Annotated in this window: 10 protein-coding genes; 1 reads left to right on the top strand and 9 read right to left on the bottom strand. The window is 75.0% G+C overall.

Going from position 1 to position 14,068, the window contains the following annotated elements; genetic code table 11:
• Positions 1 to 44: 44 nt before the first annotated feature.
• The 9 genes from AB0883_RS01380 to AB0883_RS01340 form a co-directional block, all read right to left on the bottom strand.
• The gene (locus AB0883_RS01380; protein ID WP_366638521.1) at positions 45 to 1,109 is read right to left on the bottom strand and encodes a hemolysin family protein; all 1,065 of its coding nucleotides are present in this window, start codon (positions 1,107 to 1,109) and stop codon (positions 45 to 47) included.
• A complete protein-coding gene (locus tag AB0883_RS01375) occupies positions 1,106 to 2,455 on the bottom strand; it encodes a hemolysin family protein (protein WP_366638519.1) in 1,350 nt (449 codons plus the stop codon). The genes AB0883_RS01380 and AB0883_RS01375 overlap by 4 nt, the downstream gene beginning before the upstream one ends.
• 255 nt (positions 2,456 to 2,710) lie before the next feature.
• Complete coding sequence (mnhG, locus tag AB0883_RS01370) at positions 2,711 to 3,076, bottom strand: monovalent cation/H(+) antiporter subunit G (protein WP_366638517.1); 366 nt, start codon at positions 3,074 to 3,076, stop codon at positions 2,711 to 2,713.
• Positions 3,076 to 3,345: a monovalent cation/H+ antiporter complex subunit F gene (locus AB0883_RS01365; protein ID WP_366638515.1), complete on the bottom strand. Its 270-nt coding sequence runs from the start codon at positions 3,343 to 3,345 to the stop codon at positions 3,076 to 3,078. The genes mnhG and AB0883_RS01365 overlap by 1 nt, the downstream gene beginning before the upstream one ends.
• 3 nt (positions 3,346 to 3,348) lie before the next feature.
• On the bottom strand, positions 3,349 to 3,921 hold the full coding sequence (locus AB0883_RS01360) for a Na+/H+ antiporter subunit E (protein WP_366638513.1): 573 nt from the start codon (positions 3,919 to 3,921) through the stop codon (positions 3,349 to 3,351).
• Positions 3,918 to 5,423: a Na+/H+ antiporter subunit D gene (locus tag AB0883_RS01355; RefSeq protein ID WP_366638512.1), complete on the bottom strand. Its 1,506-nt coding sequence runs from the start codon at positions 5,421 to 5,423 to the stop codon at positions 3,918 to 3,920. The genes AB0883_RS01360 and AB0883_RS01355 overlap by 4 nt, the downstream gene beginning before the upstream one ends.
• Before the next feature lie 25 nt (positions 5,424 to 5,448).
• Entirely contained in the window at positions 5,449 to 5,928 is a 480-nt protein-coding gene (locus AB0883_RS01350; RefSeq protein WP_366638510.1) for a Na(+)/H(+) antiporter subunit C, read from the bottom strand.
• Positions 5,925 to 8,759, bottom strand: coding sequence for a Na+/H+ antiporter subunit A (locus AB0883_RS01345; RefSeq protein ID WP_366638509.1), 2,835 nt, complete (start codon positions 8,757 to 8,759; stop codon positions 5,925 to 5,927). The genes AB0883_RS01350 and AB0883_RS01345 overlap by 4 nt, the downstream gene beginning before the upstream one ends.
• A 154-nt stretch (positions 8,760 to 8,913) precedes the next feature.
• Positions 8,914 to 9,315 (bottom strand): hypothetical protein, encoded by a 402-nt coding sequence (locus tag AB0883_RS01340; protein ID WP_366638508.1) that lies wholly within the window; start codon positions 9,313 to 9,315, stop codon positions 8,914 to 8,916.
• A gap of 178 nt (positions 9,316 to 9,493) precedes the next feature.
• On the opposite strand from AB0883_RS01340, the gene AB0883_RS01335 reads away from it, so the two are divergent.
• Positions 9,494 to 14,068, top strand: coding sequence for an ATP-dependent helicase (locus tag AB0883_RS01335; protein ID WP_366640214.1), 4,575 nt, complete (start codon positions 9,494 to 9,496; stop codon positions 14,066 to 14,068).

Below are 14,068 nucleotides of genomic sequence, written 5' to 3'. Positions count from 1 at the left end.
GGTGGCCGCCCCGCCTTCGGCGAAGAGCGGCCACCCGTCCGGTTTCACCTCATGCGTCGACCGCGCGGCACCGGGTCGGTCTCGTCGTCGAACTCGCCGATGACCTCCTCCAGCAGGTCCTCCAGCGCGACGAACCCGATCGGGCGGGTCGGCCCGCCGCCGTTGCGCACCAGCGCGAGCTGGGACTGCCGGGCCCGCATCTCCGCCACCGCCTCGGTCACCGACGCCGAGGCCGGCAGGGTGAAGGCGTTGGTCATCAGGTCGCCGGCGGTGACCGTACGGCCCGTGGTGGTGGCCCGCACCGCCTCCCGGACGTGGACCAGGCCGCAGACGTCACCGCTGGCGTCCAGCACGGCCAGCCGCGACCGGCCGCTGTCGCGGCTGACCTGCTCGATGCGGTCGGCCCCCTCGTCGCGGCGCACCGTCACCATCTGGTGGAACGGCTCCATCACCTGGGCCACCGTGGTGCCCTGCAACTCCAGCATGCTGGTCAGCATCTGGTGCTGCTCCGCGCCGAGCAGCCCGTGCTCGCGGGACTGCTCCAGCAGCATGCGCAGCTCGTCCGGGCCGTGCACCTGGGCGAGCTGGTCCTGCGGGTTGACCTTGACCAGCCGCAACATCGCGTTGGCCAGCGCGTTCATCACCGACAGCACCGGCCGGGCGACCCGCGCGAAGGCGCGGAACGGCAGCGCCAGCAGCACCGCCGAGCGTTCCGCGTCGGTGATCGCCCAGGACTTCGGCGCCATCTCCCCGACCACCAGGTGCAGGAAGGTGACGACGCTGAGTGCGAAGATCAGCGCGACCACGTGGCTCGCGGCGTCCGGCAGCCCGACCGCGTGCAGCAGCGGGCTCAGCAGGTGCTCGATCGCCGGTTCGGCGAGCGCGCCGAGACCCAGGGTGCACAGCGTGATGCCGAGCTGTGCGCCGGCGAGCATCAGCGACAGCTCGCGTACGCCGTCCAGCGCGGCCCGGGCGGCCCGGCCGCCACCGGCCGCCGCGTGCTCCAGCCGGTAGCGCTTGCTGGCCACCAGGGCGAACTCGGCAGCCACGAAGAAGCCGTTCAGCGCCAGCAGGATCACCGACGTGAAGAGCGCGATGCCGGGGCTCATGCGGACACCTCCCCCGGCTCGGCCATCCGCAGCCGGACGGAGTCGGCCACGTGCCGGTCGACGGCCAGCACCTCGACCAGGGCGCGCGGCCCGTCCCCGCCGTCCTCGCCGTCGGCCGGCAGGCTGATCTCCAGCCGGTCACCGACCTCGGGGACCCGCCCCAGCTCCCGCATGACCAGGCCGGAGAGCGTGTCGTACTCCGGGGCCTCGGGCAGCGCGATGCCGGTGCTGTCGGCGACCTCGTCGATGCGCCAGCGGGCCGGCACCACCCAGGAGCCGTCCTCCTGCCGGGCCGGGGCCCGCTCCGGCGGGTCGTCCTCGTCGCGGATCGGGCCGACGAGTTCCTCGGCGATGTCCTCCAGCGTGATCACGCCGGCGAAGCCGCCGTACTCGTCGACCACGCAGGCCAGCTGCCGGTGGCCGGAGCGCAGCCGGTCCAGCACCGTCGGCAGCGGCAGCGTCTCCGGCACCAGCAGCGGGGGGCCGGCGACCGCGCTGACCGGGGTGCTCGCGCGCCGCTCCGGGGGTACGCCGAGCACGTCGGCGATGCCGACCACGCCGACGAGGTCGTCGACGCCCTCGGTGCCGCGTACGGGGAAACGGGACTTGCCGGTGTCCAGCAGCTCCACGACCCGGCTGAGCGGCTCGTGCGCGCGTACGGTGTGCACGTCGACGCGCGGCACCATGGCCTCGCCGGCGGTCAGCTCGCGGAAGTCGAGCCCCCGGTCGAGCAGCGTGGACATCTCGGCGGTCAGGTGCCCCTCCTGCCGGGACTCGGCGATGATCTGCTCCAGGTCCTCCGGGGTGGCCCCGCTGGGCAGTTCCTCGATCGGCTCGATGCCGACGCGGCGGAGCAGCCGGACCGCGGCCCGGTCGAAGAGCTTGATCAGCGGACCGGCGACCTTGAGGTAGATCAGGGTGGAGCGGCTCAGGGCCTTCGCGAGGGACTCGGCCCGCGCGAGGGCGAGGTTCTTCGGTGCCAGCTCGCCGAGGACCATCTGCACCACGGTGGCGATGACCAGGGCGAGGGCGACCGAGAGCGGCAGGCTGACGGCCGTGGAGACGCCGGCCACCCCGAGCAGCTCGGCCAGCCCGGCGCCGAGGAACGGCTCGGCGACGTAACCGACCAGCAGGGCGGTGACGGTGATGCCGAGCTGCGCGCCGGAGAGCATGAACGACAGCCGTCCGGTCACCTCCAGCGCCCGGACGGCGGCCTTGTCGCCGTCGTCGGCGAGCTGCTTGAGCCGGTTCCGGTCCACGGCGACGTAGCCGAACTCCTGGGCCACGAAGTAGCCCGTGGCGACGGTGAGAACGATGATGAGAAGAAGACCAACGACGATCAACACGGGTCGCTCAGGGCTCCCGGGGACGTCGGGGTCGGGATACGCCGGGCACGACCCGGCTGGCTACTGCTGCCCTCCTGGGCAGAAGAGTCGATCATGCGGCCCATTTTATCGGGATCGGCTGGATATCCGCTGAAGGTGTGCCGAAGGCCCTCCGACGTCCGCGCCGCCGCGGCCGGCGAGGGGCCTGCCCGGCGCAAGATTCGTCGCAGTCCTCGAATGGGGACGCCTCGGATGCGACCCCATGGAGGCCACGGGTCAGGACGGGTCGCCCCCGCCACCCGCACGACGGTCGGCGGACGCGAGCTCGTCGGCGTCGAGCAGGGCCGGCTCGACCCGGCCGGCGCGGTACGCGGCCCGGCCGATCATCTGCGCCGCCACGGGAGCGGTGGCCAGCTGGAAGATCCCGACCAGCGCCACCATGCCGAGGTCGGCCGGGGTCCGCAGGCGCAGCCCCAGGCCCAGCAGCAGGAGCAGCACCCCGAGCACCTGCGGCTTGGTCGCGGCGTGCATCCGGTCCAGCGTGGCCGGGAAGCGCAGCACCCCGATCCCGGCGGCGAGGCTCAGCAGGGCGCCGGCCACCAGGCAGCCGCCGCCCAACCAGTCGGCGAGGTCGCCCCACATCAGGCCTCACCGTCCTCGCGGACGGCGAAGCGGACCAGGGACACCGATCCCACGAAGCCGAGCATGGACAGCGCCACCAGCACCGGCAGGGTGGTGGCGTGGCGGTTCACCGCGGCCTCCGCGCCGACCGCGCCCACCATGGTGGCGAGCAGCATGTCGGCCGCGACCACCCGGTCGATCAGCGACGGCCCCCGGTAGAGCCGGATCAGGGCCAGCAGGGCGGTCAGCGAGAACAGGGTGGTGAGGGTGACGGCGAGGAACGTGGTCACGGGTCAGGGTCCCCTCTCGACGGGATCGGCGCCCACCTCGCGGACCTCGGCGTCGGAGCCCACCGCGCGGACGAGCCGGCGCTCGACGGCGAGGATCCGCCGCCGGCTGCCGCGCAGGTCCTGCGGGCCGTGGGTGTCGAACACGTGCACGTAGAGGACTCCGACGTCCCGGTCCACCTCGACGATCAGCGTGCCCGGCACCAGCGAGATCGCCTCGGCGGTGAGCGCCAGGTTCAGGTCGGTACGCACCCGCAGGCGGACCGCGATGATCGCCCCCCGGGGCCGATAGCCGGGCTGCACCGCGACCCGGGCGACGTGCGCGCTGGCGCTGACCAGCTCGCCGACGAAGCGCACCGCGAAGACGAACATCGGCCCAGGGCGCAGCCGGCCGCCGAAGCTCACGGGCGGCAGCGGGAAGAACAGCAGGACGGCACCGGCCACCAGCGCCCCGCCCGCGAGGTTGCCCCACGAGAAGTCCCCCCAGAGCAGGCTCCAGACCAGCACCAGCCAGCCGAAGGCGATCATCCGGTCGCGGCGCCGCCCCCGCCCGCGCGGCGACGCCGAGGCCCGGGTCACGGGGCACCGACCGGCAGCACGGAACGGATGTAGGGGGTGCGCTCGCGCAGGTCGGCCGCCGCGTCGGCGGTGACGTCGAACAGCGGCCCGGCGACGACGGTCAACGCCAGCCCCAGCCCGACCAGCGCGATCGTCGCGCCGACCATCAGCGCGGGGAGGCGGACGACCGGCTCGGTGGTGGCGAGTTGGGGGGCGCGCCAGAAGGCGATGTTCCACACCCGCGAGGCCACGTAGAGGGTGAGCAGGCTCGTCACCGTCCCCGCCGCGACCAGCACGCCGGGCAGCGGCTCGCCGGCCGCGACGCCGGCCTGGAGCAGGCCGAGCTTGCCGAGGAACCCGGAGAAGGGCGGCACTCCGGCGAGGTTCATGGCGGGGACGAAGAAGAGGACGCCGAGCAGCGGGGCCGCCCGGGCCAGCCCGCCGATGCGGCGCAGGTCGGTGCTGCCGGCCCGCTCCTCGACCAGCCCGGCGACCAGGAACAGCGTGGTCTGGATGGTGATGTGGTGCACCACGTAGAAGATCGCGCCGGAGAGCCCGGCCACGGTGCTCAGCCCCACTCCGAAGATCATGTAGCCGATGTGGCTGACCAGGGTGAACGAGAAGAGCCGCTTCATGTCGGCCTGGGCCACCGCGCCGAGGATGCCGACCACCATGGTCAGCCCGGCCACCACCATCAGCGGTCCGGCGAGCCGCCCGCCCGGGAAGAGCAGCGTCTCGGTGCGGATGATCGCGTACACGCCGACCTTGGTGAGCAGGCCGGCGAAGACCGCCGTGACGGGGGCCGGCGCCGTCGGGTAGCTGTCCGGCAACCAGGCCGAGAGCGGGAAGACCGCCGCCTTGATCCCGAAGGCGAGCAGCAGCATCAGCTGCAGGGTCAGCCGTACGCCGTCGGGCAGCGCGTCCAGCCGGTGCGCCAGCTGGGCCATGTTCAGGGTGCCGGTGGCCGCGTACACCAGGCCCACCGAGGCGAGGAAGATCATCGAGGAGAGGATGCTGACCACGACGTACGTCGAGCCGGTGCGGATCCGGGTCTCGGTGCCGCCGAGGGTGATCAGCACGAAGCTCGCGGCCAGCAGGATCTCGAAGCCGACGAAGAGGTTGAACAGGTCGCCGGCGAGGAACGCGTTGGTCACGCCGGCGGTCAGCACCAGGTAGGTGGGGTGGTAGATGGTCACCGGGGCGGTCTCGCCCACGTCCCCCTGCCCCTGGCCGACGGAATAGAGCAGCACGCACAGGGTCACCGCCGAGGAGACCACCAGCATCAGCGCGGCGAGCTGGTCCGCGACCAGCACGATGCCCACCGGCGCAGGCCACCCGCCGACCTGGACCACCACCGGCCCGTGCCGGTACGCCTGCACGAGCAGCACCGCCGCCACCGCCAGCGTGGCGGTCAGGCAGCTCACGCTGACGATCCGTTGCAGCCCGGGCCACCGGGCCAGCAGCAGGGTCAGCGCCGCGCCCAGCAGCGGCACCACCACGGGCAGCGGCACGAGCCGGCTCATCGGGCGCCCCGCCGCCCGTACCAGCTCATCCCGGGCCGTCCCCACGCCGGAGCCGGCGCGGCGGCTCCGGGTCGACCTGCTCGGGGTCGGCGTCCGGGCCCTCTCCCCCGAAGTCGGCGGCGGCCGGCTCGTTGCGCTCGGCCGCCTGCCTGACCTGCCGGTCCTCGATGTCGTCGGGCACCTCGTCGTCGCCGGTCAGATACCAGCTGCGGTAGCTCACCGCCAGCAGGAACGCGGTCAGCCCGAAGGTGATCACGATGGCGGTGAGGATCATGGCCTGCGGCAGCGCGTCGCTCAACGTGCCGGCGGGCGCCGTGCCGACCAGCGGGGCGGCCCCCGCGCGACCGCCCAGCAGGATGAGCGCGTTGACCCCGTTGCCGAGCAGGATGACACCCAGCAGGATCCGGGTCAGGCTGCGTTCCAGCAGCAGGGTGACCCCGCAGCCGACCAGCACCCCGGCGGCGACGACCAGCACCAGGGAGGGTCCCGCGGCGCCCGTCCTCACGGCCGTTCCCCCTGCCGGTCGACCCGCAGCCCGCCCCCGGACTCGCCGGCCGCCTCGATGTGCCGGTCCACCTCGGCGCCGAGGCTGCGCAGGATGTCCAGCACCAGCCCGACCACGACCAGGTAGACGCCGACGTCGAAGAAGAGGGACGTGACCAGGTAGAAGTCCCCGATCAGCGGCAGCCACAGGTCGATCCGGGCGCTCTCGAGCACCGAACCACCCGTGAACAGGGCGACGGCCCCGGTGCCGATCGAGACGAAGAGGCCGGCGCCGAGCACCGTGCCCGCGGCGACCGGGGCGGCCTCGGCCAGCTCGTAGCGGCCGCCGGCCAGGTACCGCACGGCCAGGGCCAGGCCCGCCACGAGGCCGCCGGCGAAGCCGCCGCCCGGCGCGTTGTGGCCGGCGAAGAGCAGGAACAGGGAGAAGACCACCACCGTGTGGAAGACCAGCCGGGTCACCACCTCCAGCACGATCGAGCGCTGCCGCTCGTGCAGGGTCGCCCCGCCGCGCAGCCAGACCCGGTGCCCCGGCCGCTGCACCCGGCGCGGCGGCTCCGGGCGGCGGGGGCGGGGACCGGTCCGGGACCGCTGGAAGACCAGGCTGGCCACGCCGGTCGCGGCCACCACCAGCACCGACAGCTCGCCCATGGTGTCCCAGGCGCGGATGTCGACCAGGGTCACGTTGACCACGTTGCGGCCGTACCCGTGGGTGACGGCGAGGTCGGGGAACGCGTCGGAGATGGTGGGCGCCCGCCGGGCCGAGGCGGCGGTGAGGGCCAGCCCGCCGACCACCACGCCGACGGCCAGCCCGATCGCCCGGCGCACCCACCGCCGACGTTTCGGGCGGGCCGAGAACCGCTCCGGCAGCCGGCGCAGCACCAGCACGAACACCGCGATGGTGGCGGTCTCGACGAGGAACTGGGTCAGCGCCAGGTCCGGCGCGCCGTAGACCACGAAGAGCATCGCGGTGCCGTAGCCCGTCATGCCCACCAGCAGCATCGCCGTCAGCCGCCGGCGGGCGCCGACCGCGAGCACCGCCGCGACGGTGACGATCACCACCACCAGAACCTGCAACGGGCTGTCCCAGAGTGCGATCCGGTCCTGCCACGGACGGGTGGCCAGCATCGCCCCGCCGGGCACCACGGTGAGCACGAGCAGGATGACGCCGAGGTACTGCGGCAGCGAGCCGCGCTGGGTGGCGCCGGTTACCTCGATGGCCAGCCGGTCGAAGCGGCGGGTGAACCACTCGTACCCCTGGTTGCCGCTGACCGGGACGTGCAGCCGGGCCAGCACCGGGGCGAGCGGGCCGCGCAGCGCGAACAGCGCCGCGCCGCCGGCCACGGCCAGCGCGGAGAGGCCGAGCGCGGGGCTGAGGCCGTGCCAGAGCGCCAGGTCCTTGCCGACGGCGCCGAACGACTCGGCGTACGGGCGGAGCAGGCCGTCGAGGATCCCGGCGGCCGGGCCGGCGGCCAGCCCGACGGCGGCCAGCAGGGCCGGCGGGGCGAGCATCGACGCGGGGACCCGCCCGAGCACGGCCGGCTCCACGCCCGGCCGGGTGGCGAACGCGCCCCACACGAACCGGGCGCTGTAGGCGACGGTGAGCGCGGTGCCGACCACCAGCACGGCGACGACGGCGGGCCGGTCGGTGAAGGCGGCAAGCACGGCCTCCTTGGCGACGAAGCCGACCAGCGGCGGCAGCCCGGCCATCGACGCGGCGGCGAGCACCGTCACGGTGACGAGCAGCGGCGCGCGGCGGCCCAGCCCGGACAGCTCCCGAAGGTCGCGGGTGCCGGCGCCGTGGTCGATGATGCCGACGACGAGGAAGAGCGGCGCCTTGAACAGGGCGTGGGCCAGCAGCATCGCCGCCCCGGCCAGCGCGGTGTCCGGGGTGCCCGCCCCGACGGCCACCGCGAGCAGGCCGAGCTGGCTGACGGTGCCGTACGCCAGCAGCAGCTTCAGGTCGGTCTGCCGCAGCGCCGCCCAGCCGCCGGTCAGCATGGTGGCCAGGCCCGCGACCACGACCACCGGCCGCCACGGCCCGACGCCCGCCAGCACCGGGGCGAGCAGCCCGATCAGGTAGACGCCCGCCTTCACCATCGCGGCGGCGTGCAGGTACGCGCTCACCGGCGTGGGCGCCGCCATCGCCACCGGCAGCCACGAGCTGAACGGCAGCAGCGCCGACTTGGACAGTGCCCCGGCGAGGATCAGCACGACCGCCGCGACGAGGTACGCCCCGTCCGGCAGCGGGGCGGCGGCGATCTCCGACCAGCGGTAGGTGCCGGCGTGCCCGCCGAGCATGATGAACCCCACCAGCATCGCCAGCCCGCCGAGCGTGGTCACGGTCAGCGCCTGCGCCGCCGCCCAGCGGCTGGAGCGCCGCTCGGTGCTGTGCCCGATCAGCAGGTACGAGAAGATCGTGGTGAGCTCCCAGCAGACGTAGAGCAGCAGCAGGTCGTCGGCGAGGACCAGGCCGAGCATCGCCCCCGCGAAGGCCACCAGCACGGCCGCGAACCGGGCCACGCCGGCGGACTCCCGGCCGAAGTAGTGGGCGCTGTAGACCAGGACCAGCGCGCCGACGCCACCGACGAGCAGGGTCATCAGCCAGGACAGGGTGGTCAGCCGCAGCGCCAGGTCGACGCCGAGCTGGCCGATCCACGGGTACGTCTCGACCACCGCGCCGCCGTCGTGGACGGCGGGCGTGCGGGCCAGCGCCCAGCCGAACGCCGCCGCCGGCGCCAGCGCCAGCGGGTAGCAGGCGCGGGGACCCCACCACCGGACGAGCAGCGGCGCGACGAGGGCCGCCACGAAGTGGAGGATCAGCAGTACGAGCACCCGCGCTCCCGGTCGAGGTGGCTGCGGCGCGCGCCGGAGGTGGGACGGCACCTAGCTGCGATCACACGCCAGTTCGTCGCTCGGCGGGCGGTTTTGCGCGAATTCGTCCCGTTGTCGCCCGCGGCCGTTCGGCGGCGCGGGCGGGAGGCGGCCGTCAGCCGACGGCGACGTCGGCGATGGGGGCGACGGGCTCCCGGGCGGGGTGCTCGCCACGGGGTTCCACCAGCAGTTCGGGGCGGCCGAGCTGGACCACGACCTTGTTGACCACCCGCTGGGCGGCGGCGAGGGAGCGCACCGGCAGCAACCGGCCCCGGCTCTCCCGGCGCAGCACGAAGTAGTGCACGGCGGCGCGGACCTGCCCCCGGTCGGCCGCGCTGGCCTGGGCGGTGGAGACGACCAGCTCCCGCAGCGCGGCGGCGAGCCGCTCGGCCAGCTCCAGCTCCGGGCCGGACAGCCCGGTGCGGACGGCGGCGAGGTGACTGTCGACCTTGCGGATGAGCACGTCGGTGCCGGGCTCGAAGCTCCGCTGCTCGACGGTCAATCCGATCTCCTCCACCCGGGGCCGACGCTCCGGGTGAAGTTACTTTATGTTGTGGGATACAAGCAAGCAGTTAAGTAAGACTTAACGGATTGAACGCGCAAACATCGCGTATGAGCCGGAGCGGGGCAATGGCCCCCCGCCGAGGGCCCGGATGTCACACCGCCGGGGCAGGATGGATGGCGTGACGGATGCGATGGCGGGGTTCGGCGCGGCCACCCGGGAGTGGTTCGGCGCCGCCTTCGCCGCGCCCACCGCCGCCCAGACCGGCGCCTGGAACTCCGTCTCCGCCGGGCGCAGCGCGCTGGTGGTGGCCCCCACCGGCTCGGGCAAGACGCTGGCCGCGTTCCTCTGGTCGCTCGACCGGCTCGCCCGCGAGCCCGCACCGGCCGATCCCCGGCAGCGGTGCCGCGTGCTCTACGTCAGCCCGCTCAAGGCGCTCGCGGTCGACGTCGAGCGCAACCTGCGCACCCCCCTCACGGGCATCCGCCAGGCCGCCACCCGGCTCGGCGTCGCCCCGCCGGAGATCACCGTGGGGATGCGCACCGGCGACACCCCCGCCGACGAGCGGCGGGCCTTCGCCCGCACCCCGCCGGACATCCTCATCACCACACCCGAGTCGCTGTTCCTGCTGCTCACCTCCGCCGCCCGCGACTCCCTGCGCGGTGTCGAGACGGTGATCGTCGACGAGGTGCACGCCGTCGCCGGCACCAAACGCGGCGCCCACCTCGCGCTCTCCCTGGAACGCCTCGACGAGTTGCTGCCGGCCCCGGCACAGCGGATCGGCCTCTCCGCCACCGTCCGGCCCGTCGACGCGTGCGCCCGTTTCCTCGGCGGCGCCCGCCCCGTCGACGTGGTCGCGCCCCCCACCGCCAAGACGATCGAGGTCAGCGTCCAGGTGCCGGTGGAGGACATGACCCGCCTCGACGAGCAGGAGCCGCCGGAGGACGACCTCGGCGGCCTCGGCGCACGCCGGGCGTCCATCTGGCCGGCGGTGGAGGAACGCGTCTTCTCCCTGGTCAGGGCGCACCGCTCGACCATCGTCTTCACCAACTCCCGGCGTTCCGCCGAGCGCCTCTGCGCCCGGCTCAACGAGCTGGCCGGCGAGGAACTGGCCGGCGGGTCCACGCCGGCGGCGCGCGGCGCGGAGGAGTGGGGCGGCCCCGAAGGGCCGGTGCGCGTCGGCCGTACGCCGGCCGAGCTGATGGCGCAGGCCGGCGCGGCGACCGGCGCGCCGGCGGTGATCGCCCGCGCCCACCACGGCAGCGTCTCCCGGGAGGAGCGCAAGCACATCGAGGAGGCGCTCAAGTCCGGCCAGCTGCCCGCCGTGGTGGCGACCTCCAGCCTGGAGCTGGGCATCGACATGGGCGCCGTCGACCTGGTGGTGCAGATCGAGGCGCCGCCCAGCGTGGCCGCCGGCCTGCAACGGGTGGGTCGGGCCGGGCACCAGGTCGGCGCGGTCTCCCGCGGGGTGGTCTTCCCCAAGCACCGGGGTGACCTGCTGTCGTGCACCGTGGTGGCCGAGCGGATGGCAGACGGCGCCATCGAGGAGCTGCACCACCCGCGCAACCCGCTCGACGTGCTGGCCCAGCAGATCGTCGCCATGGTGGCGCTGGAGCCGTGGCGCGTCGGTGACCTGGCCGTGCTGGTACGCCGGGCGGCGCCCTTCGCCGAGCTGCCCGACTCGGCCCTGCACGCCGTGCTCGACATGCTCTCCGGCCGCTACCCGTCCACCGCGTTCGCCGAGCTGCGGCCCCGGCTGGTCTGGGACCGCGCCACCGACACGCTCACCGGCCGGCCCGGCGCGCAGCGGCTCGCGGTGACCAGCGGCGGCACGATCCCCGACCGGGGCCTGTTCGGGGTCTTCCTGGCCGGGGCAGAGCGGGCCGCCCGGGTCGGCGAGCTGGACGAGGAGATGGTCTACGAGTCCCGGATCGGCGACGTCTTCCTGCTCGGCTCGTCGTCCTGGCGGATCGAGGAGATCACGCCCGACCGGGTGCTGGTCTCCCCGGCCCCGGGGCAGGCGGCGAAGATGCCGTTCTGGAAGGGCGACCAGCTCGGCCGGCCCGTCGAGCTGGGCCGGGCCATCGGCGCCCGGGTGCGGGCCCTGCTGCGGCAGGACGACGAGACGGCGGTCGCCGCGCTGCGGGCCGGCGGCCTGGACGACTGGGCCGCCGGCAACCTGATGGCCTACCTGCGCGAGCAGCGCGCCGCCACCCGGTCCCTGCCCGACGACCGCACCGTCGTGGTCGAACGGTTCCGCGACGAGTTGGGCGACTGGCGGCTGGCCGTGCACAGCGTGCTCGGCGCCCGCGTCAACGGGCCGTGGGCGTTGGCCATCGGCCGCCGGCTCGCCGAGCGCTACGGCGTGGACGCCCAGGTGATGCCGTCCGACGACGGCATCGTGGTCCGCCTGCCGGACACGGCGGAGGAGCCGCCCGGCGCCGACGTGGTGGTCTTCGAGCCGGAGGAGATCGCCCAGCTCGTCGAGGAGTCGGTGGGCACGTCCGCGCTCTTCGCGTCCCGGTTCCGCGAGTGCGCCGCCCGGTCGCTGCTGCTGCCCCGGCGCGACCCACGCCGCCGCCAGCCGCTGTGGCAGCAGCGGCAACGCGCCGCCCAGCTGCTCGACGTGGCCCGCGAGTACGCCGACTTCCCGGTCACCCTGGAGGCCGCCCGGGAGTGCCTCCAGGACGTCTTCGACCAGCCCGCGCTGGCCCAGCTGATGCGCGACCTGGCCGCCCGCAAGGTGCGCCTGGTCGAGGTGGAGACCGCCCAGCCGTCGCCGTTCGCCCGGTCGCTGCTCTTCGGCTACGTCGGTGCCTTCCTCTACGAGGGCGACGCGCCGCTGGCCGAGCGCCGGGCGGCCGCGCTGGCCCTGGACTCCACCCTGCTCGGCGAGCTGCTCGGCCGGGTCGACCTGCGGGAGCTGCTCGACCCGACGGTGCTGGCCGAGACCGAGCGGCAGCTGCGCTGGCTGACCGAGCAGCGCCGCCCGCGCGACGCGGAGGACGTGGTCGAGCTGCTCCGCGTGCTCGGCGACCTCTCCGAGGCGGAGCTGGCCGAGCGGGGCGCCTCCCCCGGCTGGCTGACCGAGCTGGCGGCGGCCCGCCGGGTGCTGCGGGTGCGCGTGGCCGGCGAGGAGCGCTGGGTGGGCGTCGAGGACGCGGCCCGGCTGCGCGACGCCCTCGGCGTGGCCCTGCCGGTCGGGGTGGCCGAGGCGTACCTCGCCCCGGTGGCCGATCCGCTCGGCGACCTGGTCGCCCGCTACGCGCGTACGCACGGGCCGTTCGCCGCCGCCACCTGCGCGGCCCGCTTCGGGCTCGGCGTCTTCGTGGTCGAGCAGACCCTGCGCCGGCTCGCCGCCACCGGTCGGGTGGTCGCCGGCGAGTTCACCCCCGACACGGTCGGCAGCCAGTGGTGCGACGCGGAGGTGCTGCGGCTGCTGCGCCGCCGGTCCCTGGCCGCGCTGCGCCGGGAGATCGAGCCGGTGCCGCCCCGCGCGCTGGCCGCGTTCCTGCCCCGCTGGCAGCAGGTCGGCTCGTCCGCGCGGGGGATGGAGGCGCTGGCCGCCGCCGTGGAGCAGTTGCAGGGGGCGGCGGTGCCGGCGTCGGCGCTGGAACGGCTGGTGCTGCCCGGCCGGGTCGCCGACTACTCCCCCGCCCAGCTCGACGAGCTCTGCACCAGCGGCGAGGTGCTCTGGGCCGGCTCCGGGGCCATCTCCGGCGGGGACGGCTGGGTCACCCTCGCCTACGCGGACGTCGCGCCGCTGCTGCTCGCCCCGCCCGACGAGGCGCTCACCCGCACCCCGCTGCACGACGCGGTCCTCGACGCGCTCGGCGACGGGCAGGCGCTGTTCTTCCGGTCGCTGTCCGACCGGGTCGGCTCGACCGACGACGCCGCGCTGAGCGCCGTCGTCTGGGACCTGGTGTGGGCCGGCCACCTCACCAACGACACCCTGGCGCCGTTGCGCGCGGCGCTCGGGGGCGGCGGGGCGCACCGGTCCCGTGCCACCGCGCCTCGCACCCGCTACCGGCGCCCCGGGCGGGTGGCCATGCCGACGCGCGGCGGCCCGCCGACCGTCGCCGGCCGCTGGTCCCGCCTGCCGGAACGCGACACCGACCCGACCCGCCGCGCCGCGGCCCTGGCCGACGTGCTGCTCGAACGGCACGGCGTGGTGACCCGGGGCGCGGTGCTGGCCGAGCAGGTGGCCGGCGGCTTCGCCGCGGTCTATCCGGTGCTCTCCGCGCTGGAGGAGCGCGGCGCGGCCCGGCGGGGCTACTTCGTCGAAGGGCTGGGCGCGGCGCAGTTCGCGGTGCCGGGGGCGGTGGACCGGATCCGGGCGCTGGCCGAGCCGACCGACGGCGGGCGGGGGCGTGGCGGGCCCACCCTGGTGCTGGCCGCGACGGATCCGGCCAACCCGTACGGTGCGGCGCTGCCCTGGCCGGAGCGGGTGGTCGACTCGGGCGACGGGGCGGCCCCGGCGACCGGGCACCGGGCGGGGCGCAAGGCCGGCGCCGTGGTGGTGCTGGTCGCCGGCGAGCTGGTGCTCTACGTCGAACGCGGCGGGCGGACGATCCTCTCCTTCGCCGACGACGCCGACATGCTGACGGCGGCCGGGAAGGCGCTCGCCGACGCGGTCCACTCCGGCGCGTTGGGCGCGATGTCGGTGGAGCGGGCCGACGGCGAGGCGGTGCGCTCCTCGCCGCTGCGCGACGCCCTCACCGCCGCCGGTTTCCGGGCCACCCCGCGCGGCCTGCGGCTGCGCGGCTGA

Origin of the sequence: Micromonospora sp. NPDC047812 (assembly GCF_040704175.1) — a bacterium.
Taxonomy (GTDB): domain Bacteria; phylum Actinomycetota; class Actinomycetes; order Mycobacteriales; family Micromonosporaceae; genus Micromonospora.
This window is presented reverse-complemented; position numbering and strand designations above follow the sequence as displayed.

Excerpts from the sequence above, each read along its gene's own strand:
- AB0883_RS01380 (WP_366638521.1), bottom strand. The coding sequence starts at position 1,109 with ATGAGCCCCGGCATCGCGCTCTTCACGTCGGTGATCCTGCTGGCGCTG.
- mnhG (WP_366638517.1), bottom strand. The coding sequence starts at position 3,076 with ATGTGGGGCGACCTCGCCGACTGGTTGGGCGGCGGCTGCCTGGTGGCC.
- AB0883_RS01355 (WP_366638512.1), bottom strand. The coding sequence starts at position 5,423 with ATGAGCCGGCTCGTGCCGCTGCCCGTGGTGGTGCCGCTGCTGGGCGCG.
- AB0883_RS01335 (WP_366640214.1), top strand. The coding sequence starts at position 9,494 with ATGGCGGGGTTCGGCGCGGCCACCCGGGAGTGGTTCGGCGCCGCCTTC.